Annotated in this window: 21 protein-coding genes and 1 tRNA gene; 4 read left to right on the forward strand and 18 right to left on the reverse strand. The window is 63.1% G+C overall.

Annotated features, from left to right (window positions below; genetic code table 11):
- Window positions 1–140: 140 nt before the first annotated feature.
- Both AC1DXN_RS22290 and AC1DXN_RS22295 read left to right on the forward strand, forming a co-directional pair.
- Window positions 141–217 (forward strand) — tRNA-Met (locus tag AC1DXN_RS22290).
- Window positions 218–502: 285 nt separating this feature from the next.
- Window positions 503–1,438, forward strand: coding sequence for an ATP-grasp fold amidoligase family protein (locus tag AC1DXN_RS22295; RefSeq protein ID WP_477271102.1), 936 nt, complete (start codon window positions 503–505; stop codon window positions 1,436–1,438).
- 63 nt (window positions 1,439–1,501) lie between these two features.
- On the opposite strand, the gene AC1DXN_RS22300 is transcribed toward AC1DXN_RS22295, so the two are convergent.
- The 5 genes from AC1DXN_RS22300 to AC1DXN_RS22320 all read right to left on the reverse strand — a co-directional run bounded on the left by AC1DXN_RS22300 (window position 1,502) and on the right by AC1DXN_RS22320 (window position 7,749).
- A complete protein-coding gene (locus AC1DXN_RS22300) occupies window positions 1,502–3,553 on the reverse strand; it encodes an aldo/keto reductase (protein ID WP_477271104.1) in 2,052 nt (683 codons plus the stop codon).
- A 34-nt stretch (window positions 3,554–3,587) separates the two neighbouring features.
- A complete protein-coding gene (locus AC1DXN_RS22305; protein WP_477271106.1) occupies window positions 3,588–4,667 on the reverse strand; it encodes an ABC transporter ATP-binding protein in 1,080 nt (359 codons plus the stop codon).
- Between the two features lie 9 nt (window positions 4,668–4,676).
- On the reverse strand, window positions 4,677–5,513 hold the full coding sequence (locus AC1DXN_RS22310; RefSeq protein WP_477271107.1) for a carbohydrate ABC transporter permease: 837 nt from the start codon (window positions 5,511–5,513) through the stop codon (window positions 4,677–4,679).
- The gene (locus AC1DXN_RS22315; RefSeq protein ID WP_477271109.1) at window positions 5,510–6,370 is read right to left on the reverse strand and encodes a carbohydrate ABC transporter permease; all 861 of its coding nucleotides are present in this window, start codon (window positions 6,368–6,370) and stop codon (window positions 5,510–5,512) included. Before AC1DXN_RS22315 ends, AC1DXN_RS22310 begins: the two co-directional genes overlap by 4 nt.
- Window positions 6,371–6,477: 107 nt before the next feature.
- Complete coding sequence (locus AC1DXN_RS22320; protein ID WP_477271111.1) at window positions 6,478–7,749, reverse strand: ABC transporter substrate-binding protein; 1,272 nt, start codon at window positions 7,747–7,749, stop codon at window positions 6,478–6,480.
- Between the two features lie 106 nt (window positions 7,750–7,855).
- On the opposite strand from AC1DXN_RS22320, the gene AC1DXN_RS22325 reads away from it, so the two are divergent.
- Entirely contained in the window at window positions 7,856–8,725 is an 870-nt protein-coding gene (locus AC1DXN_RS22325; RefSeq protein ID WP_477271113.1) for a helix-turn-helix domain-containing protein, read from the forward strand.
- A 61-nt stretch (window positions 8,726–8,786) separates the two neighbouring features.
- Here the strand turns inward: AC1DXN_RS22325 and atzF are convergent, their stop codons facing one another.
- Genes atzF through AC1DXN_RS22365 form a run of 8 tightly spaced genes read right to left on the reverse strand, consistent with a single transcriptional unit; the run spans window position 8,787 to window position 17,087 of the window.
- Window positions 8,787–10,619, reverse strand: a complete 1,833-nt coding sequence (gene atzF, locus AC1DXN_RS22330; protein ID WP_477271115.1) for an allophanate hydrolase — start codon at window positions 10,617–10,619, stop codon at window positions 8,787–8,789.
- Window positions 10,616–10,966, reverse strand: a complete 351-nt coding sequence (locus AC1DXN_RS22335; protein WP_477271117.1) for a cupin domain-containing protein — start codon at window positions 10,964–10,966, stop codon at window positions 10,616–10,618. The genes atzF and AC1DXN_RS22335 overlap by 4 nt, the downstream gene beginning before the upstream one ends.
- Window positions 10,959–11,627 (reverse strand): cysteine hydrolase family protein, encoded by a 669-nt coding sequence (locus tag AC1DXN_RS22340; RefSeq protein ID WP_477421660.1) that lies wholly within the window; start codon window positions 11,625–11,627, stop codon window positions 10,959–10,961. Before AC1DXN_RS22340 ends, AC1DXN_RS22335 begins: the two co-directional genes overlap by 8 nt.
- A complete protein-coding gene (locus AC1DXN_RS22345; RefSeq protein ID WP_477271121.1) occupies window positions 11,627–13,156 on the reverse strand; it encodes an ABC transporter ATP-binding protein in 1,530 nt (509 codons plus the stop codon). The genes AC1DXN_RS22340 and AC1DXN_RS22345 overlap by 1 nt, the downstream gene beginning before the upstream one ends.
- Before the next feature lie 9 nt (window positions 13,157–13,165).
- Window positions 13,166–13,867, reverse strand: coding sequence for a biuret amidohydrolase (gene biuH / locus AC1DXN_RS22350; RefSeq protein ID WP_477271123.1), 702 nt, complete (start codon window positions 13,865–13,867; stop codon window positions 13,166–13,168).
- A 14-nt stretch (window positions 13,868–13,881) separates the two neighbouring features.
- Entirely contained in the window at window positions 13,882–14,808 is a 927-nt protein-coding gene (locus tag AC1DXN_RS22355) for an ABC transporter permease (protein WP_477271125.1), read from the reverse strand.
- Window positions 14,808–15,932: an ABC transporter permease gene (locus AC1DXN_RS22360; protein WP_477271127.1), complete on the reverse strand. Its 1,125-nt coding sequence runs from the start codon at window positions 15,930–15,932 to the stop codon at window positions 14,808–14,810. Before AC1DXN_RS22360 ends, AC1DXN_RS22355 begins: the two co-directional genes overlap by 1 nt.
- 27 nt (window positions 15,933–15,959) lie before the next feature.
- Complete coding sequence (locus tag AC1DXN_RS22365) at window positions 15,960–17,087, reverse strand: BMP family ABC transporter substrate-binding protein (protein ID WP_477271128.1); 1,128 nt, start codon at window positions 17,085–17,087, stop codon at window positions 15,960–15,962.
- A gap of 293 nt (window positions 17,088–17,380) precedes the next feature.
- Between AC1DXN_RS22365 and AC1DXN_RS22370 the strand changes: the two genes are divergently transcribed.
- Window positions 17,381–18,067: a GntR family transcriptional regulator gene (locus AC1DXN_RS22370; RefSeq protein WP_477271130.1), complete on the forward strand. Its 687-nt coding sequence runs from the start codon at window positions 17,381–17,383 to the stop codon at window positions 18,065–18,067.
- Window positions 18,068–18,092: 25 nt separating this feature from the next.
- Here the strand turns inward: AC1DXN_RS22370 and AC1DXN_RS22375 are convergent, their stop codons facing one another.
- From AC1DXN_RS22375 to AC1DXN_RS22395, 5 genes are all read right to left on the reverse strand, one after another.
- Window positions 18,093–19,601, reverse strand: coding sequence for an aldehyde dehydrogenase family protein (locus tag AC1DXN_RS22375; RefSeq protein ID WP_477271132.1), 1,509 nt, complete (start codon window positions 19,599–19,601; stop codon window positions 18,093–18,095).
- A 20-nt stretch (window positions 19,602–19,621) separates the two neighbouring features.
- Window positions 19,622–19,966, reverse strand: coding sequence for a cupin domain-containing protein (locus AC1DXN_RS22380; RefSeq protein WP_477271134.1), 345 nt, complete (start codon window positions 19,964–19,966; stop codon window positions 19,622–19,624).
- Window positions 19,967–19,997: 31 nt separating this feature from the next.
- On the reverse strand, window positions 19,998–20,339 hold the full coding sequence (locus AC1DXN_RS22385; protein ID WP_477271136.1) for a cupin domain-containing protein: 342 nt from the start codon (window positions 20,337–20,339) through the stop codon (window positions 19,998–20,000).
- Between the two features lie 79 nt (window positions 20,340–20,418).
- A complete protein-coding gene (locus tag AC1DXN_RS22390) occupies window positions 20,419–20,769 on the reverse strand; it encodes a cupin domain-containing protein (RefSeq protein ID WP_477271138.1) in 351 nt (116 codons plus the stop codon).
- Window positions 20,766–22,040, reverse strand: coding sequence for a glycosyltransferase (locus tag AC1DXN_RS22395; protein ID WP_477271140.1), 1,275 nt, complete (start codon window positions 22,038–22,040; stop codon window positions 20,766–20,768). Before AC1DXN_RS22395 ends, AC1DXN_RS22390 begins: the two co-directional genes overlap by 4 nt.
- Window positions 22,041–22,046: the final 6 nt, after the last annotated feature.

The following is a 22,046-nucleotide window of genomic DNA, read 5'->3' on the forward strand; positions in this document are numbered from 1 at the left end:
GTTGAACTCACATCCAATCGGATGTCAGTGAAATCTTCTCCTTACGAACAGGCCCGCCAACGGGAACACGGGCCGCGCAAGCGGCCCTTTCATTTGGTGGCTCTTGATTCCGGTAAGGTAAAACTTACCTCTAAGGTTGACGCGGGGTGGAGCAGCCCGGTAGCTCGTCAGGCTCATAACCTGAAGGTCACAGGTTCAAATCCTGTCCCCGCAACCAAATCCAAAACGGCCCGCCTTGTGCGGGCCGTTTTGCTATGCGGCTATGGCCGTTCGAACCGATAGGGCTTTGGCCGGTGCGCTTGTAGGCACGCTCCGTCGATGCTAGCTGCATGACCAAAGGGCGAGGCAAACCGTGGCCCAGCAATCTGCTTGGCAGCAGAAGCGCTCTGCTCAGGGTGATTGAATCCTTTCAATGAAGTCGAGAGCCAATATTCCTGCGAAACACCGCCTTATTCTGGCAATCGCGCGGCTGCTGCTGACTGTTCGACACCCGATGCTCGTCATGCGACTTGCCAGGAGGTTTGGCTATCTGCCCAACCCTGCGGCGCCGGAGAGCTATCACGAGCGGATGTTGTGGCGAAGAATCGTCGACCACAATCCATTGTTCGTGACGTTGTCGGACAAGCTCGCTGTGAAGGATTACATCCGCGAGGTTTGCCCGGAATTGATGGTGCCGGAGACGCTGTGGTCGGGCCACGATCCCGATGACATCCCGCTCGACCTGCTGGCCAAAGACGTGGTGGTCAAGACGAACCATGGCTGCGACATGAACATATTCGTTTCCGGCGGCCAGCCGGAGCGCGCAACCATCGTAAGCCAGACGAAACGCTGGCTCAGGAAACGTCAAGGACGGCACAACGGCGAATGGGCCTATTGGTCGATTACGCCGACGGCCTTCGTCGAACAACGGCTGCCGCTCAGCGGCGGCGAGATCGCCACCGAGATCAAGGTTCAGATGTGCAGCGGTGTCGTTTGCCATGTCAGGGCCGAGGACAAGAAGGTGGGCATGTCGCGGCTGTTCGACCCTGAGGGCAATCCCTTGCCCGGCCGAGATGTCGACTATCCGCGCGAGGACCAGGCGCTGCCTGTGACGAGGCGCCTGGTCGAATTCATTCGTCAGGCAGTCGCCATCGCACCGCGCATCGCGGGCGATCTCGATTATGTCCGTGTCGATTTTCTGGTCACCGACGAGCGGCTGTTCGCCGGCGAGGTCACCGTTTATACGGGGGGCGGCTACTCCGTCTGGAGCAATCCGGCGATTATGGCGGATATCGAGCGGCACTGGCGGCTCGATCAATCGGATTATTTGCGGCGGCGACACAAGGGCATTGCCCGGCTCTATGCAAATGCGCTGCGTGCGAAATGCATGGCGGACGTTGGCAATTTGCACGCGGCCCATCTTGCCGGGACCCCGCGTCTGGAAACGCTGCAGACATAGACCATGACCCCACCCCTCGGGTTGGGATCATGGTCGAACAGCAAAGTGAGCCTCGTCCCGATCCTATCGGGATGATTGGGCTCTGGCTGGCTGGTTTCGATCCGAACCGCCGTCCAGCCACTCGAGATCCTCCGGTGGGAGCGAAATATCGATCGCTTGCAGGCTGTCTTCCAGTTCACCGAGCGTGCGCGGGCCGATCAGCGGAACCGACGGAAAGGGCTGCGCCAGCACATAGGCGAGCGCGATGTGGATCGGGCTCTTGCCCAGCCTGCCGGCGAGTTCGATCGCCCGGTCACGGCGGCCGAAGTTCTTCTCCGAGTACCAGACCCGGACAAGCTCCTCACTGTCGCGCTTGTCGCGGCCGGCGCGGTCGGTGAAGAAACCGCGCCCCTGGCTCGACCAGGCGAAATTCGGCATCTGCCTGGATGTGAGCCAGGCTTTCCACTCATCGCTGGAGGAGGTGACGCAACCGGCCCAGATCGGCTCCAGCATCTCGGCCAGCGAGAAATTGTTCGAAAGAGCTCCGGGCTTCTGCCTGCCGGTGCGATCGGCATAGGCAATCGCCTCGTCCATGCGCTCCATCGTCCAGTTGGAGCCGCCGAACGGGCCACGGATGCGCCCGGCCTTGACCTCCTGGTCCATTGCGTCGACGAACTCGCCGACCGGCACATCCGGATTGTCACGGTGCATGAAATAGATATCGACATAATCGCTCTGCAGCCGGTCGAGCGACTGCGCAAGCTGCTTGCCAATCACATCGGGATAGCAGAGTGGCGAGTGTGCACCCTTGCCGATGACCACAGATTGCTCGCGCACGCCGCGGTTCTTCAACCACTGGCCAAGCAGCGCCTCGGTATAGCCGGCGCCATAGACATAGCCAGTGTCGAACAGATTGCCGCCCGCTTCGAAAAAACCATCGAGCAGGATCGAGCCCGAGGAAAACGTGCGGAAATCCTCAAAGCCGAGCGCGAGCACCGAGACCGGTCGCTGCAAGCCCGGAATCTGACGCTTCGGTATGGCGGTGCCGTTAGAGCGCAACGGCCGGCCGGAAATCGTGTTGATGCGTTTTGCTGGCTTCTCGATCTCGTATTCGAGCCCGACGGCAGTGCGCCATTTGTCGAGCACGCGCAAATTGCCGAGGCTGTCGGCCCAGCCCATGCCCGGCCAGGCAAATTCCTTGCTACCGGCCAGGATGGCCTCGCCGGCGGCGTCGACCTCGAAAGAGTAGAGATGGCGCGTTTCATTGACGCTGATGGTGTCGCGCGTTCCGTCAAACAGGATCACGTCGATTTGACCCAGACCGACGTCGCGATTGCCGCCGGCGAACCAGAAATCCGGTACCTCGATGCGGCCCTTGGTGCCAAGGATGCGCAGCACATTGTCCTGGTTGAGCGAGATGCTGCACGAGACTTCGGCGACGATGCCGCCTGGAAAATGCAGCAGCGCCGAGGCCCATTCATCGACCCCGGAGGGGCCAAGATGCGCGGCGCCGGTCACCTTGTCGGGCTCGGCGAAGGGAACTCCTGCAGCGGCGCCGGCAATCAGCCGCGCCATCGACACGGGATAGCCGCCGACATCCAGAATGCCACCGCCAGCGAGGTCGTTGGCATAGAGCCGGTGCTCCGGCATGAAGCCCGGCATGGCGAAACCGAAGCTGGACTTGATCATGCGGACCTCGCCAATGACGCCCGACTTGATCAACTCCACCAGCTTCAGCGTCTGCGGATGCAACCGGTACATGAAGGCTTCGCCGAGAAAAGTGCCGGCCTTGCGCGCCGCATGGATCATCGCGTCGGCCTCGAAGGCGGTCAGCCCCATCGGCTTTTCGCAAAGCACATGCTTTCCGGCTTCGGCTGCCTTGATCGCCCATTCGGCATGGCCGGGATGGGGAATCGAAATATAGACCGCATCGACATCCGGGTCGGCGAGCAAAGCGTCGTAACCGTCGAGGATGCGGGCGCCGGGAAAACTTTCGGCAAGGCCCGATTTCCCTGGGTTGCGGGCGCCGAGGGCGACCAGTTTGCCGGTGCGCGACTGGGCCACGCCACCGGCAAAGGCGAGCGCTATGCTGCCCGGCCCGAGAATGCCCCAGCGGATGGGCGCGGTTGAAGTCATTGTCATTCTCCTTAAAGCTGGAAAGGGAAAACGGTCAGCGCAGCCGCAGCCCGTTTTCGTCGAACAGGTAGGATTTGCGGATGGAAACGGTGACCTCGGTGGTGTCGGGAACCTTTGCCGCGTCGCGCTGGATCACCACATCTTCGCCGTTGGTCGTCCTGGCATAGAGAAAGCTGGTGCCGCCGAGATGCTCGACCACGTCGATGCGAACGACAAGGTCGGCATCGCCTTCTCCGGCATTGCCGAAATGTTCGGGCCGCACGCCGACGATGACCTTGCTTCCCGTTTCGGGTGCCGCGCCGATCAGAGGCTGCGTGATGCGGGTCCTTTCCTGGCCCGCCAACTCGACGACGATGCCGTGCGTATCGCGCCCGACAACGCGGCCGTTGATGAAGTTCATCTTTGGCGAGCCGACAAATCCGGCCACGAACTGGTTGTCGGGATTGTCGTAGAGATCGAGCGGCCGGCCGATCTGCTCTACATGGCCGCCGCGCAGCACCACGATCCTGTCGGCCAGCGTCATCGCCTCGGTCTGGTCGTGAGTGACGTAGATCATCGTCGTGCCCAGTTCCTTGTGCAGGCGCGAGATCTCGACGCGCATCTGCACTCTCAGTTCGGCATCGAGATTGCTCAGCGGCTCGTCGAAGAGGAAAACCTGGGGTTCGCGCACGATGGCGCGGCCGATGGCGACCCGCTGGCGCTGACCGCCGGAAAGCTGACGCGGCCTTCGCGCCATCAACTCGGTGATGCGCAGGATCTCGGACGCCCGCTTCACCCGCCGCTCGGTATCGGCTTTCGGATTGCCGGTCATCCTGAGGCCGAAGCTCAGATTCTGCTCGACGGTCATATGCGGATAGAGCGCGTAGGACTGGAACACCATGGCGATGCCACGGTCGGCCGGCTCGACATCGTTGACCACCTTGCCGCCGATGGCGATCTCGCCGCCGCTGATGTCCTCAAGGCCGGCGATCATCCGCAGCAGCGTCGATTTCCCGCAACCGGAGGGACCGACGAAGACGACGAATTCGCCGTCGCTCACATCGATGTTCGCGCCATGAACGATCTCGAAGTTGCCAAAACGCTTGACGACATTGCTGAGTGTAACCGCCGCCATTGCCGATCCTTACTTGATGGCGCCGGCGGCAATGCCGGCGATGAAATGACGCTGCAAGAGCACGAAAACGACCAGCATCGGCGCCGTCAGCATCATCGAGCCTGCCATGATGCCGCCCCATGACACTTTGGTGAGGCCGATCAGCGTGCCCAGCGCCACCGGTGCGGTCATCGAGCCGGGCTGGCTGTTGATCAGCAACGGCCAGAGATAGTTGTTCCAGGAGGCGAGGAACAGGATGATGGCAAGTGCCGCCAGTGTCGGCCGCGCCAAAGGCAGCGCCACGAACAGGAAGATGCGCCATTCCTTGACCCCTTCGACGCGTGCGGCATCGAACAGATCGGCCGGCATCATCGAAAAGCTCTGCCGCATGAAGAGGACACCCAGCGAATTGAAAAGCGGCGGCACGACCAGCGCCACCCACGTGTTGGCGAGCTTGAAGTCGCGCGCCACCATGATGAATTGCGGGATCAGCACGACCGCATAGGGGAGTGTGATGGTGCCGAGGATGATTGCCACGACCGCCCCCTTGCCGAAGAACTGGTAGCGCGCCAGCGCCCAGCCAGCCATCGAGGTGAGCAGCACCGACAGCCCGGTGTAGGTCACAGCCACCGAAACCGAGATGCCGATGGCGCGGATGAAATCGGTGTCGCGCTGCAGATTGTTGAAATTCTCGATGAAATTGCCGTGCGGCAGCAGCTCGATGCCGGGGCTGAAGATGCCGTTGTCGGGCATCGTGGAGAAGATCGTCATCATCCACAGCGGAAACAGCCAGATCAGCGCCAGCGGCGTCAGGAAAAGATGCAGCGCGATGCTGCGGCCCAGTTTGGCTTGCGAACGCGAACTCATTTCGGCTCCTTCGTCAGCCAGAGTTGCACCAGCGTGATGGCGATGGCCAGCCCGGCCATGGTGTAGGCGACGGCCGAGGCGTAGCCGAAGTTCAGCGACCTGAAACCCTGGCGGTAAAGCAGCAGCCCGAGCGTTTCGGTGCCGCCGCCTGGGCCGCCGCGTTCGGTGATCAGGAACGGTTCGGTGAACAGCTGCATGGTGCCGATGATCGACAGCACGCAGCAGAAGACGATGATCGGCTTCAGCAATGGCAGGGTGATGTAGAAGAACTGCTTCACCTTGCTGACGCGGTCGAGCGTCGCCGCCTCGTAGACATCCTGAGGGATGGACTGCATGCCGGCCAGCAGGATGATGGCGTTGTAGCCGGCCCAGCGCCAGGTCACCGCGATCATGATCAGCGCCATCGCCGGCGTGACGTTGGAAAACCAGTCGACACTGGGCAGGCCGACGCTGTTCAGCAATTTGTTGATGATGCCGAAATTGAGGTTGAACATTAGCCGGAAGACCGCGGAGTAGGCCACTTCGCCGACAACCACCGGGGCGAAGAAAGCGAAGCGGAAGAGGCCTCTGGCTTTCAGCAGCGGCGAATTCAAAAGCACGGCCATCACCGTGGCGAGGGCGATCATCACCGGCACCTGGATGACCAGGATGAGCAGCGTGTTCTCCAGCGCATTGAAGAAGGCGGGGTCGCCGATCAGCCGGCCCCAGTTGAAGCCGGGCGCGAACCGCCATGGCACGGTGCGCGTCGCCTGGAAGGAGATCAGGAAAGAGTCAATGATCGGCCATAGCCAGAAGATCGCGAAGATCAGCAGATAAGGCGCAAGGAAGCGATACGCCGTGGCGTTCTGATAGCGCATGGTTGCCTCCTTTCCGCATTGGCGGGTGAGCACGCGTGCTCAAACACGCAGCGCGTTGGAAATGGTCCCGGGCAGCATCGATGCCGCCCGGGACCATCTCGTCCAGATCAGGACTTGACGGGCAGTCCGGTCGCTGCCGCAATCTGATTGGCGGCATCGTCGAGCGCTGCCTTGGCGTCCGGATAGCCGCCGGCCAGATATTTCGTCTGCACGGCACGGACGATAATTTCGGCGTCGCTCTGGAACTGCGTGCCGCGGCTGGGAACGACCTTGGGCAAGGTGGCGAGGATGTCCTTCCACACTGCCTGGCCACCCCAATAGGGCAGGCCTTCGGAGACATAGGGGTCATTCAGCGCCGAGATCAGCGAGGGTACGAGGCCGAAGTCCTTCAGCATCGTTATCTGGCCTTCATTGGTCTCGAGCGTGTACTTCAAGTAGGCGTAGGCGGCCTCCTTGTTCTTCGATGCCGATGTGATGGCAAGCGAGGAGCCGCCGAGGTTGGCGGCGCGCGGGCCGTCGGCGGTCAGGCTCGGCATGAGATAAACACCCCATTTGCCGTTTTCGCCGGCCGATTCGGTGCGAACGGTGCCCTCATACCAGCCGCCATAGATCTGGGTGGCGACGGTGCCGGCAGTGTTGTTGGTGATCTTGGTGCCCCAGTCGGCCGAGGAGATGATCCCGGCGTCCTTCATCTCCTTGAGCTTGGTCATGGAGTCGACGCATTTGGGCTGGTTGACCGTGATCGACTGTCCGTCGGCGGCAAAATAGGCGCAGCCCTGCTCGTTCGAGATCATGCGGAAGAATTCGGAGTCGCCGTTGAAGTCGGCATTGGTCATCGTCACGCCCGGATTGGCGGCCTGGATCTTCTTGCCGGCGGCGATGAAATCGTCCCAGGTTTTGATCGAGGCGGGATCGACGCCAGCCTTCTCATAGAAGTCGCGCCGGTAGAAGGCAGCGACCGGGCCGGAATCCCATGGCATTGCATAGGCCTTTTCGCCCACTTCGAGTTCGGTGCGCTTGAAGTCGGGGAATTTTGCCTGGTCCTCGGCGGTGTAGCCGAGCGTATGCAGGTCGACGAAGCAGTCGGGGAACTGGCTCCAGTAGTTCTCGGCCTCGCCGTTCTCGATCGAGACGATATCGGGCAGGCCGACGCCGCCCGCGGCACAGCCGGCGATCGACTTGTCATAGGTCGGCTGGTTGCCGAGATCCTCGACCGTCACCTTGACGTCGGGGTACTGCTTGTTGAAGCCGGCGACAGTCGCCTTCAACGATGAAGCGGCGATGTTCCAGCTCCAGATCGTGATTTCGCCAGACTGCGCAAGGGCCGGGCCGGAGCCCAGAGCAAGCGCGAGCGCGGCGCAGGTCAGTAGGGTGCGCATTGAAATCCTCCCATTTCATTTGCTCTGTCTTGGTGAGCGTGGGTAGACTATGCGGTGCGGAAGGCTTGTCGCCGTCAAAGGGAATACGGAATTGGCGGAAAGTAAGATGCCGGATCGGCCGTTTTATCAGCCTGGCGCCAGCAGCGTGGAAGGCCTGCCGCTGCTCCTGCAGATGTTTCACACACAGCCCCTGGTTATGCTCAAGCCGCATTGGCACGCCCAGGTCGAGGTCAATTTCATTGTGCGTGGCAGCGTTCACTACCGCATGAGCGACCATGAGATTTCGCTGTCGGCCGGTGAGATGTGCCTGTTTTGGGGCGGCCTACCGCACCAGATGGACGATCTCAGCGACGATGCCGTCTATGCCGGCGCGCATCTGCCGCTGGTGCATTTCTTCCGGCTGCACCTGCCGACCGACGTCCGGCATCGGCTGATGACAGGTGCGACACTGGTGAGCAATGCGACCGACCGGTCGGACGACGACAATTTCGAGCGCTGGAACCGCTATGTCCGTTCCGGCGATCCGGCAAAGGCGGAGCATGCCGTGAACGAATTGCTGCTGCGGCTGGAACGGATGCGGTTCGAGCCGTACCGGCTCGTACCGGAAACGCCGATCGGACAGGCAGCCGGCAGTCCCTTCGATCAGCAGTCTTCACGCAATGTTGGGCGGATGTGCGACTTCATCGCGGAGAACTTTCTCTACGACATCGACTGCGTGAACATCGCGGCCGCGGCCGACATTCATCCCAAATACGCCATGAGCACGTTCAAGAAATCGACCGGCATGACGCTCAACGAATATGTGAATTTGTTGCGGCTCAGCTACGCCCAGGCGATGCTGATGCACCAGGACGCCAATGTGCTCAGGGTCGCCATGGACTCCGGCTTCGGTTCGCTCAGCGCCTTCAACAAGTCGTTCCGCAAGCTTGCCGGCATGTCGCCTTCCGATTTCCGCAAGGGCGCAGGCATCAGGTAGTTCCATGAACCTGCGATCGACCGGCCAGGGCCCGTTCCATCCCGCATCAACGGCCAGCGGGTCAATTGGCAGGAGCGCTTTCCAAGCGCTGTTGCGGTTCGCGGGCGCTGGTAACAAAGCTGCGCCAGCCGCCATAAGCCGAGATGTCGGTTGCTGCCGCCAGCCCGGCGGTTTCGACCAGGAAGCCCTTGGCCGACGTGCCGTCTGCGAGGTCGATTGTGCCGATGCCGAGTGGCGACGGGATTGCCGCGACGAAGCGCCCGAATGCGTCTGTCGCAAGTCGCCAGACCTCAACATCGATCGCCATGCCGCCATTGGCGACCCGCACCAGTCCCGGCTTGGGTACAGACTGACCGGCGAGTGCATAGAGCTTGTAGGCGGGCGCAGTTTTCACGGCTCTCGAGAATTGCGCGTCGAGCTGTTTCAGCTGGCCGTTGAGCGGCATGCCCGAGAGATGCGCGCCGACCACCACCAGGTCGATCATGCCGTCGGCGCTTGGCGACGGAGCCGGGAGAGGGGGCGGCTGCTGCCAGCCCGTCGCGCCGAGCGGGAGGCCGCTCGCTGCATGCAGGTCGCGGGCAAGCGCCGCCGTCAGCGCATCCCTTCCCGCAGGCGCCAGCAAGGTGACGCTCATCGGCAGGCCGTCATCGCGCTGTCCCGTCGGCACGGCGATGCCACACATGTCGAGCAGGTTGACGAAATTGGTGTAGGTGCCGAGCCGGCTGTTGGTAACGATCGGATCGGCAAGCACCGCATCGACCGAGTAGTGGGTCGGCGCGGTCGGCACGCAGAACAGGTCGACCGAAGCGACGACAGGGGCGAGTTTCGCCTTGTAAGCCTGCAAGGCATAGAGGCCCTTGAAGGCGTCGGCCGCCGAAAGATTGCGGGCGCCGCCGATGATCTTGCGCGTCACCGGATGCAGGGCCGCTTCGCTGGCGTCCATGAACTCCCGGATCGCTGCATAGCGCTCGGCGACCCACGCGCCCTCATAGAGAAGATTGGCGGTGGCGTAGAAATCGCCGAAGGGGATTTCGACCAACCTGCAGCCCTGAGTCTCCAACGCGGCTAGAGCCGCGTCGAAGCCGGCCTGCATCGAGGTGTCGCCGAAGAACTTCAAATCGGCCCTGGCCGGCACGCCGACTGTCAGCCCCGGCGGGCGCGTGGCAAGCGGCAGGATGTCGATGGCGCGCGAATAGGGATCGGCCGCGTCCTTTGCCGCAGCCACTGCGAGGACCGCATAGGCGTCGTCGACGGTCAGCGCGAAGATCGAGACGCAGTCGAGCGTGCGGCACGCCGGCACGACGCCTGCCGTCGACAGCGCGCCGACGGTCGGCTTCAGCCCGACGATGTTGTTGAGGCCAGCCGGGATGCGCCCGGAGCCGGCAGTGTCGGTGCCGAGCGCAAACGAGACGATGCCGCGGGCTGTCGCCACCGCCGAACCGGACGAGGACCCACCCGGTATCAGTTTTGCATCGATCGCGTTGCGAGGGATCGGCCAGGGCGTGCGGACGCCGACGAGGCCGGTGGCGAACTGGTCGAGATTGGTCTTGCCGACGACCAGCGCGCCGGCGGCCTTGAGCCGCGCCACGACCGTGGCGTCCATCCCCGGTGTGTAGGCATATTCGGCGCAAGCGGCCGTTGTCGGCATGCCGGCAACGTCGATGTTGTCCTTGACGGCGAAGGGAATACCCCACAGCGGCTTTGTCTGGGGATCGAAGGGGCCGAGCCATTCTGCTTCCGCGAGCATCTCTGCCTTGCTCACGAGATGGATGAAGATGCCGGGGTCTTCCGCCGCCGCGATGCGGGCGCAGACCGTATCGATCATCTCACTGATGCTGACGCCGGCCTGATAGGCCGCGTGCAAACTCCCTATGTCGAAGCGGATGTCGCTCATTTGGCCTCCCCCAGAATGATCACCGGCAGGTCCCACTGGATCAACACGACGCAGCCGTCTTTCGTCCACACCGAATGCTCGGTCCCGACCGGGTTCAGGATGACGCTGCCCGCGGGATAGTCGCCGTTCTCATCGCTCTGTATGCCTTCGAGCACGACGATGGTTTCCAGCCCGACATGGCGGTGGCGCGGCACGCCGGCGCCGGGCCGGTAGTTGAGGATGGCAACCGACGGCTCGACAGGCCCGCCCTTGAGCAGCCAATGCACGGAGATGCCGTCGCGGAAATGCTCGTATGTCAGATCGCGCCAGCCGCCATTGACGAGGCCAGCAAAAGCAAGATTAGGCATTGGCAATTCCCTGAAGCACCTGGTCGGTCGTCGCCGTCCAGCCGACGATGGCGCCTTGCGCCCGGATCATGGCCAATGCGGCCGCCTTGAACTCCGGGAAATAGCTCTCCGTGGCGTCCTCAGCGAGCAGGCACTCATAGCCGCGGTCGTTGGCCTCGCGCATCGTCGTCTGCACGCAGACCTCCGTGGTGACGCCGGYGAAGACGAGTTGTTGCGCACCGAGCCGCTTGAGGTCTTCACCGAAGCTCGTGGCATAGAACGCGCCCTTGCCGGGCTTTTCGATGACGATCTCGCCGGGCAGCGGGGCAAGCTCGTCGAGGATCGCCGTTCCCGGCTCGCCGACGATGAGCACGCGGCCCATCGGGCCGACATCGCCGATGCGGATCGATGGATTGCCGCGATTGCGCTTGGCCGGTGGCAGGTCCGAAAGGTCGGCCCGGTGACACTCCATCGTGTGGATCACCGGCAGGCCGGCTGCGCGGAACCCTTCGATCAACCGCTTCACCGTCGGCACGATGGCCACGACCCGGCTGACGTCGTTGCCGAGGCTGGCGCCGAAGCCGCCAGGCTCGGCGAAGTCGCGCTGCATGTCGATGACGACCAGCGCCATGGTCTGCGGCTTGAAGGTGAAGGAAAACGGCAGCGCGTCTATTTCCGCCATCAGTGATGTCCCGCCATGTGCTCGCCGATCGTCTGCACGCTGGCTTGGGCAATCGGCGTCTCATAGACCAAGGCGCCATCCGACATGACGAAGATACGGTCGGAAAGCTCCAGCAGCTCGTCGAGGTCTTCCGACATCAGAAGCACGGCGGCACCCGCATTGCGCGCCTTCATGATGCGGGCGCGGATTTCGGCCACCGCCGAGAAGTCGAGGCCGAAGCAGGGGTTGGAGACGATCAGCAGGTCAACCTCGCCGGTGAGTTCGCGCGCCAGCACGGCGCGCTGCACATTGCCGCCCGACAGCGACGAAATCGGCGAGGCGAGCGAAGCGGTCTTGACCTTGAACTGCTCGACCAGGCGGGTCGCATAGTCGCGGATGGCGCTCATCCTGATCCAGCTGATCGGCTTGCCGGCGTCGTTCAAATCGAAGGTCCGGAAGGCCATGTTTTCGGCCACCGTCATCTTCGGCGCGCAGGCGTTGCGCAACGGTTCCTCGGGAATGAAGCGGACATTGAGCGTGCGCGCCTCGCTGCGGCTGGCGCCGTAGGGCGATCCCTTGACCAGAACGTCGCCACCGTCGCGCGTGCGCTGGCCGGCCAGGACTTCGAGAAACTCCTTCTGGCCGTTGCCGGAGATGCCGGCGACGCCGACGATTTCGCCGGACTTCACATCGAGTTCGCCGATGTTGATGGTTTTCAGGCCTGTCCGGTCCGGCGCCTTCAGCGCCTTCACCGTCAGGATCTGCCTGGCGTCGGTCGGCACCGGCGCGCGGCTGTCGAGCGCGGCGATCGGCTGGTCGCCGATCATCATCGCCGCCATCTCCCTGTGCGACAGCTCCGACACTTTTCCGGTTCCGGTCAGCCTGCCCTTGCGCAGCACGGTGATGTCGTCGGCAAACGCCGTCACTTCATGGAATTTGTGCGAGATCATCAGCACGGTGAGACCGCCCGCTCTGGTCATGTCGCGCACGAGGCCAAGCACTTCCTGCGCCTCGCCGGGGGTGAGCACGGAAGTCGGCTCGTCCAGCACCAGGAAGCTGCGGCCGAGATAAAGCTGCTTGATGATCTCCAGCTTCTGTTTTTCGCCGGCCGCGAGTTCGGCCACCTTGACGTCGAGCGGCAGCTTGAACGGCATCCGTTCCATGAAGGCAGCAAGGTCGGCGCGCTCCTTGCGCCAGTCGATGATACCAGGCACCTTTTCGCGCGAGATAACCAGGTTTTCCGCGCCGGTTAGCGACGGGACCAGGGTGAAGTGCTGGTAGACCATGCCGAGTCCGAGTGCCGAGGCATCGCGGGGACTGGCGATCGCCACCTCGCGGCCGTCGACCAGGATGTCGCCGGAGGTCGGGTGGTAAAAACCCATCATGCATTTGACCAGCGTCGACTTGCCGGCGCCGTTTTCGCCCAGCAGCGCATGGAAGGATCCGGCTGGCACCTTGATCGAGACGTCGCTGAGCGCGGTGAAGGCGCCGAAGCGCATGGTCATGCCGATGGTCTCGACACCGACTGCTTTCCTGCCGCCTTCACTCATGGTCGAACCTCATGGCAGTTGGGCGACGAAGGATACCGAATTCGACACCGCGCCGAACACGCCGCCTTGCATCTTGATCATCTTGATCGCGGCGAGGTGGTTGCCGTAGTCGGTCGCGCCGCAGCAATCCTCCAGCATGACGCATTCGAAGCCGCGGTCGTTGGCCTCGCGCATGGTGGTGTGCACGCAGACATCGGTGGTGATGCCGGTGAGCACGATGTTTTCGATGCCGCGCTGGTTGAGGATCAGTTCCAGATCGGTGGCGCAGAACGAGCCCTTGCCCGGCTTGTCGATGATCGGCTCGCCCTCGATCGGATAGAGGTCGGGGATGATTTCCCAGCCTGGTTCGCCACGCACCAGGATGCGCCCGCAAGGGCCGGGATCGCCGATGCCGGCATTGATGCGGCGCGAGCGCCAGCGCTTGTTGGCCGGTAGGTCGGCGAGGTCGGGCCGATGGCCTTCGCGTGTGTGGATGACGGTGTAGCCCTTCGCCCGCATCGCCGACAGCACCGACTTGATCGGCTCGATCGGTGCCCGCACCAGTGAGAGGTCGTAGCCCATATGGTCGACATAGCCGCCCGGTCCACAGAAATCGGTCTGCATGTCGATGATGATCAGCGCCGTATTGTCGGGCCGAAGTTCGCCATTGTAGGGCCATGGATAGGGGTCGGCGTCGATGTAGCGCTGGGTGATCTCGGCTCTGGCGTTCATGGCAAAAACTCCAGTTACTTGGTGATCGACAATTCGCCCGGCGCGCCGGCAAGCGAGCGGCTCGGCGACGAAGTGGCGATCATGATGATCAGGGTGAGGATGTAGGGAGCGGCGTAGAACAGATAGTAGCCTTGCGTGACGCCAACAGACTGCAGCGCCGGGCCGAGCGCGCCGGCGCCGCCGAACAGCAAGGCGGCGGCAAAGCAACCGAGCGGATTCCAGCGCGCGAAGATGACCAGCGCCACCGCCATCAACCCCTGACCCGACGAGATGCGTTCGGTCCAGCTGCCGGGATAGTAGAGGGAGAGATAGGCGCCGCCGATGCCGGCGAGCGCGCCACCGATCCCGGTGGCGATGAGGCGCACGGTGTTGGGGTTGAGGCCCATGGCGCGCGCCGCATCGGAACTGTCGCCGACGACGCGCAGGATCAGGCCGGCGCGGGTGTTGCGGAAAGCCCACCACAGGATCACCGCCAGTGCCGCGCCGATCAGGAACAGCACATTGACGTTGAGTGCCGCCTGAACCTGCGGAATATCCGACCAGCCGCCGAAAGGGATGGCCGGCAGGTCGGGCGCCGAGGGCTGGATGAACGGCTTGCCGAAGAAGAAGGCAAGACCCGAGCCGAGCAGCATCAGGGCGATGCCGATGGCAATGTCGTTAACGCCAGGAAATTTGCAGATCCAGCCGTGGAACAGGCCGAAGCAGAGGCCGGCCGCGGCGGCCGCCAGCAGGCCGAGCCAGGGCGAGCCGGTCATCACCGCCACCGCATAGGCGGTCATGGCGCCGAAGACCAGCGTGCCTTCCAGGCCGAGATTGATGCGGCCGGAGCGCTCGGTGATGGCTTCGCCAAGCGATACGAAGATGAAGGGTGTCGAAACCCGGATGGCGCCGCCGAGGATGGCGAGCGGAACGCCCCAGAGGCCGATCTCGGTCGCGTCCATCAGGCGCCTCGCTTCCAGAGGTCGGGATTGAAGGCCTTGAAGCGGCCGTAGAAGGTTTCGCTGAATAGGATGACGACGAAGAGCATGCCTTGCAGCACCAGCACGGTGGCGTCGGGCAGGTCCATGCGGCGCTGGATGAGGCCGCCGGACGCGTTGATGCCGCCAAGCAGGATGGCGACGGGGATGATCGCCAACGGGTTGTGGCGGGCAAGGAAGGCGACAAGAATGCCGGTATAGCCGTAGCCGGCGGCGAGCGAGGCATTGGCGCTGCCTTGCACGGCGCCGACTTCCAGCATGCCGGCAAGGCCGGCGAAGCCACCGGCAAGCGCGGTGAAGCCGACGATCAGCGGTCCGACGGCCAGCCCCTGCACCTGGGCTGCCCTGACATTGCCGCCGGCGATGCGGGCGGCAAAGCCCCAGCGGGTCTTTTCGATCAGCAGCCAGGACAGGATGCAGGCGACGATGCCGACGACGAGGCCCCAATGCACCTCCATGCCGGGAATGTTGCCGATGCGATAGATATCGGCCAGCGGCTGGGTCGAGGGTTTGTTGAGCGAGGCAGGATCGCGCAGCGGCCCTTCCACCAGATGGTTCATCAGGGCGATGGCGATATAGGCCATCAGCAGGCTGGAGATGGTTTCGTTGACAGCGCGGTAGTGGCGAAGCGCGCCGACGGCACCGATCCAGATGCCGCCGGCGGCCATGCCCGCCACGCCCATGGCAAGAATGACGATTGATGATGGCGTGCCGCCCAGCGCCACGCCTGTGGCAGCGGCAGCGACGCCGCCGAGGACGATGGCGCCTTCGCCACCGATGACAACGAGGCCGAGCCGGGCTGGCAGCGCCACACAGAGCGCCGCCAGCAAGAGCGGCGCTCCGCGCGACAGCGAGTTCTGGATCGAGAACCACGAGCCGAAACCGCCGCGCCACATGGTTTCATAGAGCTGGACGGGCGACTTGCCGACCAGCGCAATGAACAGGCTGAACAACACCATGCCGACGATCAGCGCCGCGAGCGGAATGACGAACGCTTCCGCCCGCCTGGCGATCCATTCCAGCGCCGCCGAATATCCCCTGGCGCCGAACACCGCCGGTGCATCCGCGCTGCTGACCGTATCTGCCATGGCCCGTCTCCGTGCGCGCGTTCAGCTTCAGGCGGTCGAACCGACGACACCCTCGACGAGATAGTCCATGCTTTCGAGCTCGATGGCGGTCTCGACGAAGGCCTGGCCTTCGGTGGCGACGACGATGCCCTTGTTGCTCTTCAACGGACCCTTGATGACGGAGAAGCCACCCTTCATCATTTCAGCCAGCGTGGCGTCGAACTGCTTGTGCGCCGGCTCGCCTACGGCGGGACCAAGCGGGCTCATCTTGACGAAACCATCGGCCAGTCCGCCGCGGGTGAAATTGGGCAGCGGCGTGCCGGCGACGAGGTCGTCGACGAACATCTTGTAGACCTTGGCCCAGTTCCATTCGGCGCCGGTCAGGTATTTTTCCGGCGCCAGCGGGCTCTGGTTGGCATGATAGCCGCAGATGAAGGCGCCGCGCCCGGCCGCCGTCTCGACCACCACTTTCGGGCTGTCGACATGACAAGTGATGACGTCGGCGCCCTGATCGACCAGCGCGTTGGTGGCTTCCGCTTCCTTGACCGCCAGCGACCATTCGCCGGTGAAGATCACCTGGCAGGTGATGGTCGGGTCGACCGAGCGCGCGCCGAGCAGGAACGAATTGATGTTGAGCAGCACCTGCGGGATCGGCTTGGCGGCGACGAAGCCGAGCTTCTTGGTCTTCGACGTGTGGCCCGCGACGACGCCATTGAGATACTGGCCCATGCCGATATAGCCGAAATAGGAGCCGGCATTCATCGGATGCTTGTCCTTGTTCCACATGCCGCCGCAATGGCGGAACTGCACGTCGGGGAATTTCGCGCACATGGCCAGCATATGCGGATCGAAATAGCCGAAGGAGGTCGGGAAGATCAGCGAGGCGCCATCGAGGTTGATCATCGATTCCATAGTCTTCTGGACGTCGACCGTCTCGGGGACGTTCTCCTCCTCGACGATGGAGATGCCCTCGATGCCCTTCAGCGCCGCCGCACCCTCGGCATGCGCCTGGTTGTAGCCGTAGTCGTCCTTCGGCCCGACATAGATGAAGCCGACGGTGGCGGCCGCGGCGAAGGCCCTGTTGATGGGAAAGGCTGCCGAGGCAAGACCAAGGGCTGCTCCGGCGGCGGAGGTCTTGAGCAACTGGCGGCGGCTAAGCATGAATCTGTCGGTCATCTCTTATGCTCCCCTGTAGGACCCTTTTCCGGGTCGGTTAACGCCTTGTCAGGAAAGTGCATGCAATCAGCGTGCCAGTTCCAAAATCGTAATTTATCCAACAAAATCAGTGAAAACTCGGATGGTGACTGCACAAGCGAAAGGCAATTGCATACACTTTTTGCCTTGAAAATAGCCAGTTTGACATGTAGATTAAAATTGAGGCATAGACTGAGGCGACCCGAGTCGGGACTGGCCCGCGAGCCAACCCTGCAAAAAGACTGGACGGAGGAGATGTGTCGGGAAAGCGCAGCTTGATCAGGTCGGGCACGACCGTCGATCAGATGGTGAGGGCGATCGGCGACCGCATCGTCACCGGCTTCCTGCGCCCCGGCGAAAAGCTCGACGAGGCTTCGCTCGCCGCCCGCTTCGACGTCTCACGCACGCCGGTGCGCGAGGCGCTTGGTCATCTCAGCGCCATGGGCTTGGTCGAAAGACGGCCCAACCGGGGCGCCATCGTCGCCGTGGTGACGCAGGAGCACCTCGCCTCGATGTTCGAAAGCATGGCCGAACTGGAAGCGATCTGTGCTCGCTTCTCCGCCGAGCGGATGACCGGCGGCGAGCGGCGCACGCTCGAGATCGAACATCAGGGCTCGGCGCGGCTGGTGCAGCTGGGCGCCGAGGAGGACTATGAATACTTCAACACCGAGTTCCACAGCCGGCTTTATCGCGGCGCCCACAACACGCATATCTACGAAATGACGGTGATGACACGCAGCCGCCTGGCGCCCTTCCGCCGTGCTCAATTCATGCTGCCGGGCCGCCTCGCCAAATCCTGGAAGGAGCATGACGCGATCGTAACCGCGATCATGCGTGGTGACGGCACTGCCGCCGGCAAAGCCGCCAGGGATCATGTTTCCATCGTCAGTGAGGCGAGCGCCGTTTTTGCCAGTGTTGACCCGGTGCATCCGGCCCCCGATTTGGCCGGCCTATCCCGCTAGCGAACCCGACCCTTCACCCTTCATCTCAAACATGCTTGCGGCCGCCGGCTTCGCGGAACCAGCTGTCGGGATAGGGATACCACCAACCCTGGATCTCAGGCTTGTGGTCGATGATCACCATCTTCGAGCGGCGGAAAGCATCGAGCCCCTGGCGACCGAGCTCGCGGCCGAGACCGGAGGCCTTCCAGCCGCCGAAGGGCAGCGCGTCATTGTCGATCAGCGGATTGTTGACCCAGACCATGCCGGCCTCGAGCCGTTCGGCCGCCTCATGCGCCTCGGCAAGGTCGGTGGTGAAGACGGAAGCGCCGAGCCCGAACGGGCTGTCATTGGCGAGCCTGATCGCCTCGTCGAAATCTTTCACCCGGCAGATCGCGGCGACCGGCCCAAAACACTCTTCGCGCACGATCGCCATATCGGGGGTGACGCCGGTCAGGATCGTCGGCTCGTAGAACCAGCCGATAGTGTGCGCCGGCGGAATGCGCCCGCCGATGACCGCCTTTGCGCCGTGCGCGACCGCGTCGTCCACCAGCCGCATGACCTTCGCCCGCGCCGCCTCGCTGACCAGCGGTCCGATCTCGGATTTGTCCAGCCCGTTGCCGATCCGCAGCGCGAGCGTCCTTTCGGCGAATAGCTCGACGAAGCGGTCATGAACGGCATCGACCACAAAAAACCGTTCGGCTGAGGTGCAGACCTGGCCGGTGAGGTGGAAGGCGGCGGTGACGCTGCCTGCAGCGGCAATGTCCAGTGGGGCGTGCGCGGAGATGATCAGGGGATCGCTGCCGCCGGCCTCGATGACGCAAGGCTTCATGCGTTCGGCGCAAGCCACGGCGACGGCCTTGCCGGCAGCCACCGAGCCGGTGAAGGCGACGGCATGGGTGCGGTCGGAGGCGATCAAAGCCTGCGCCGTGGACGCCCCGCCGGGCAGGCAGGAAACCAGGCCTTCGGGCAAGGAGCGGAACACCGTCATGTAATCGAGCGTCGACAGCGTCGTCGCTTCGGCCGGCTTGATCACACAGGCATTGCCGGCGGCAAGCGAGGCGGCGACCGTCCAGCACATCAAGAGGATCGGGAAATTGTACGGCATGATGTGGACGGAGACGCCATAGGGCTCGTAGCGCGCATACTGGAAGGAACCCGCCTGCGTCGTGCCGGCAATCTTGCCCGCATCGTCGCGCGCCATTTCGGCATAGTAGCGGAAGATCGGTGCACAATTGGCGATCTCGCCGATGGCTTCCGGATAGGGCTTGCCCATCTCGCGGACCATCAGCTCGGCACAGCGGGTGAAGTCGGCGGCTTCGATGGCATTGGCGACGGCATGCAGATGTTTGGCGCGGCTCTTGGCGTCGAGCCTTTTCCACGCCGCTTGCGCCTTGGTCGCGGCGGTGAGCACGGCGTCGATCTCGCCATCGCTGGCCGCAGCGATGGCGCCAACCGTTTCCAGCGTCGCCGGATCGATCACCGGTTTGTTGGCGCCGGCCATCGGCCGGTAGTCCGGATTGACGAAGAAGGTTGGGCGGTCAGCGGAGAAATCCATGGACATCCTCTCAGATCCGCTCAGCGGATCATGTAGACCTTCTTGATCGTCTCATGGACGGTGCAGATGCCCTTCCAATCCTGTGGAAAGAACGCCGCCGTGTCGGGCTCGATCTCGATCACTTCGCCGGATTCGTGGACGTAGGTGCAGCGGCCCTCGAGAAAATGGCAGAACTCGTCGCGGGTGACGTGGCAGTGCCATTTGCCGGGCGTGCAGACCCATAGACCGCATTCGGAACGGCCCTCCGGCCCCTTGTGCAGCAGCTTGCCCGAAGTGCGGGATTCGCCTTCGATCATGGTGGGGATGACGCCCCAGTCGACGAGGTCGGTAATAGTGAGCGGCGATTTCATGATCGGCGTGGTCATACAAATATTCCTTGAAACTGTTACTGGGTGCTCACCGGCACATGAAGGCCTTGGTCAGCGTTTCGGTGATGATGGAGATGCCGGTCCAGCCGGCGGGGAAGAACACCAGCGTGCCGGCCTCGACCGGGACCTGTTCGCCATTCTCCCTGATATAGCTGCCGCGCCCAGACAGGAAATGGCAGAACTCATCGGCTGCGAAGATTATGTGGCGCGTGCCCGGCGTGCATGACCACAGGCCGCATTCGCTCGATCCGTCCGAGTTCTGGGACAGGATCTTGCCCGATGCGTGTGGCGAACCGGCGAGCGGCGACGAGCTTGCGCCCCAATCGTCCAGCGCTACCGAGGCGACGTTCGGCCAATAAGGTGTCGGCATGTCATGAAGCTCCAGTCGCTGATTCTTGCTTGAGCATGATCTTGTCCGAAAACCGGTTCCCACTTTTCGGGATCATGTTTCAGGCCAGCATGTAGATGTTGCGGATGGTCTCGTGGACGGTGCATTCGCCGGCCCAGCCGGCAGGGAACATGACCACGGTTTGCGCGGCGACTTCTATCACCTCGCCGACATCAGATCGGTAGGTCGCACGGCCGGCGACGAAATGGCATAATTCGTCGCGCGGGATCGCCAGCCGCCAGCGGCCGGGGGTGCAGACCCAGATACCGGATTCCGGCTGGTTGTTCGGCCCCTTGTGCACCAGCCTGCCGGTCGAGTGCGAAGCGCCTTCCAGCGCATCCGGCTGCGCGCCCCAGTCGACGAGGTCGGTGCGGGTGGAGGCTTGGTAGAGGTGTGGCACGGAGGAGGTCACAGCAGCTTCTCCAGCAGGCAGGCGGCTTTCTCCGGTCCATTCTGCGATTGCATCTGCGCCGAGGTCTTCCCCAGCTTCGCCTTCATTCTCGGGTCGGTCAGGCAAGCTTCCAGCTTTGCGACCAGCTCGGCATCGGTCCAGTCGTAGCGCGGCATGCCGAAGCCGTGGCCGGTTTCCTCGACGCGCGTGGCGTTATCGTGGCCATCCCAGACATAGGGCATGATGATGGCCGGCTTGCCGAAATAGAGGCACTCGGTGAACGAGTTGTTGCCGCCATGGTGGATCACCGCATCGACCTGCGGGATGACCGAGGGCTGCGGGAACCAGCTGTCGACGATGACGTTGCCGGGCACGTCGGTGTACTGGTCCTTGTAGCCGCCGACATTGACCAGTGCGCGGTAGCGGGTCTTGCCGAGCGTCGTGATGATGCGCTTCAACAGCTCGACATCGCCGGCCCCTAAGCTGCCGAAGGAGACATAGAGCAGCGGCCCGTCATTATACTCAGCAAAAGTCGGCACAGTGTAGGGCTTCTCCTGCCGCACGCAGCCTTCCAGGTACTGGAATTTTGCCGGATCGAGCGGATGGCGGCGCTTGAATTTTGCTGCCTCTGGATAAAGCAGCAGGTTCAGGTAGGGCGAAGCCTCGAAGAACTGGCCGATCGGATAGGGCGCCTCGTTGTTGGCGTTGAGGAACGCGTTGAAGTCGTCATGGATCGGCTTGATCACGGCGTTGAAATGATCGCGGTAGCGCTGGTGTCCGGCATGGTCGTTCTCGCCGCAGCCGGACAGATGCGGCGGGATATCCTCGTCCTCGATCTCGTTTTCCGAGCAGGAGATGACGCGCACCCAGGGTTTGCCATACTGCTTGATCGCCGGAAACAGGATGACGTTGTCGACGCAGATCACGTCTGGCTTGATGGCGTTGAGAACCCGCGGCAGATCCTTCTGCGCCCATTTGGCGCTGTCGACGATCGCCGTCCAGCAATCCTTGACGTAGTTGTCGACCTGGTCGTAGGGCGATTTGCGGAAATTCGGGATGTGGCCGTTGATGAAGTCTTCCCAGAACTTGGCCATCTGTTCGGGCGGCATCGGCTCGGACAGGTTCACCGGATGGGCCTCGAAGCCGTAACCCTTGTAGACATCGACGAAGCCGGGATCGGACAGGAACACCGCCCTGTGGCCGCGCGCCTCGACCGCCTGGGCGATGCCGACGGAATTGAGCGCCGGGCCAAAGGCCGCTTCGGGGAAAAACGCGATCGTCTTCTGCGCCATCAAGCT

Source organism: Mesorhizobium sp. P2_H9 (assembly GCF_056403215.1).

What these genes read in the sequence shown, in the direction of transcription:
- AC1DXN_RS22295 (WP_477271102.1), top strand. Translation starts at nt 503, where the DNA reads ATGCGACTTGCCAGGAGGTTTGGCTATCTGCCCAACCCTGCGGCGCCG.
- AC1DXN_RS22300 (WP_477271104.1), bottom strand. Translation starts at nt 3,553, where the DNA reads ATGACTTCAACCGCGCCCATCCGCTGGGGCATTCTCGGGCCGGGCAGC.
- AC1DXN_RS22305 (WP_477271106.1), bottom strand. Translation starts at nt 4,667, where the DNA reads ATGGCGGCGGTTACACTCAGCAATGTCGTCAAGCGTTTTGGCAACTTC.
- AC1DXN_RS22310 (WP_477271107.1), bottom strand. Translation starts at nt 5,513, where the DNA reads ATGAGTTCGCGTTCGCAAGCCAAACTGGGCCGCAGCATCGCGCTGCAT.
- AC1DXN_RS22315 (WP_477271109.1), bottom strand. Translation starts at nt 6,370, where the DNA reads ATGCGCTATCAGAACGCCACGGCGTATCGCTTCCTTGCGCCTTATCTG.
- AC1DXN_RS22320 (WP_477271111.1), bottom strand. Translation starts at nt 7,749, where the DNA reads ATGCGCACCCTACTGACCTGCGCCGCGCTCGCGCTTGCTCTGGGCTCC.
- AC1DXN_RS22325 (WP_477271113.1), top strand. Translation starts at nt 7,856, where the DNA reads ATGCCGGATCGGCCGTTTTATCAGCCTGGCGCCAGCAGCGTGGAAGGC.
- atzF (WP_477271115.1), bottom strand. Translation starts at nt 10,619, where the DNA reads ATGAGCGACATCCGCTTCGACATAGGGAGTTTGCACGCGGCCTATCAG.
- AC1DXN_RS22335 (WP_477271117.1), bottom strand. Translation starts at nt 10,966, where the DNA reads ATGCCTAATCTTGCTTTTGCTGGCCTCGTCAATGGCGGCTGGCGCGAT.
- AC1DXN_RS22345 (WP_477271121.1), bottom strand. Translation starts at nt 13,156, where the DNA reads ATGAGTGAAGGCGGCAGGAAAGCAGTCGGTGTCGAGACCATCGGCATG.
- biuH (WP_477271123.1), bottom strand. Translation starts at nt 13,867, where the DNA reads ATGAACGCCAGAGCCGAGATCACCCAGCGCTACATCGACGCCGACCCC.
- AC1DXN_RS22355 (WP_477271125.1), bottom strand. Translation starts at nt 14,808, where the DNA reads ATGGACGCGACCGAGATCGGCCTCTGGGGCGTTCCGCTCGCCATCCTC.
- AC1DXN_RS22360 (WP_477271127.1), bottom strand. Translation starts at nt 15,932, where the DNA reads ATGGCAGATACGGTCAGCAGCGCGGATGCACCGGCGGTGTTCGGCGCC.
- AC1DXN_RS22365 (WP_477271128.1), bottom strand. Translation starts at nt 17,087, where the DNA reads ATGACCGACAGATTCATGCTTAGCCGCCGCCAGTTGCTCAAGACCTCC.
- AC1DXN_RS22375 (WP_477271132.1), bottom strand. Translation starts at nt 19,601, where the DNA reads ATGGATTTCTCCGCTGACCGCCCAACCTTCTTCGTCAATCCGGACTAC.
- AC1DXN_RS22380 (WP_477271134.1), bottom strand. Translation starts at nt 19,966, where the DNA reads ATGACCACGCCGATCATGAAATCGCCGCTCACTATTACCGACCTCGTC.
- AC1DXN_RS22385 (WP_477271136.1), bottom strand. Translation starts at nt 20,339, where the DNA reads ATGCCGACACCTTATTGGCCGAACGTCGCCTCGGTAGCGCTGGACGAT.
- AC1DXN_RS22395 (WP_477271140.1), bottom strand. Translation starts at nt 22,040, where the DNA reads ATGGCGCAGAAGACGATCGCGTTTTTCCCCGAAGCGGCCTTTGGCCCG.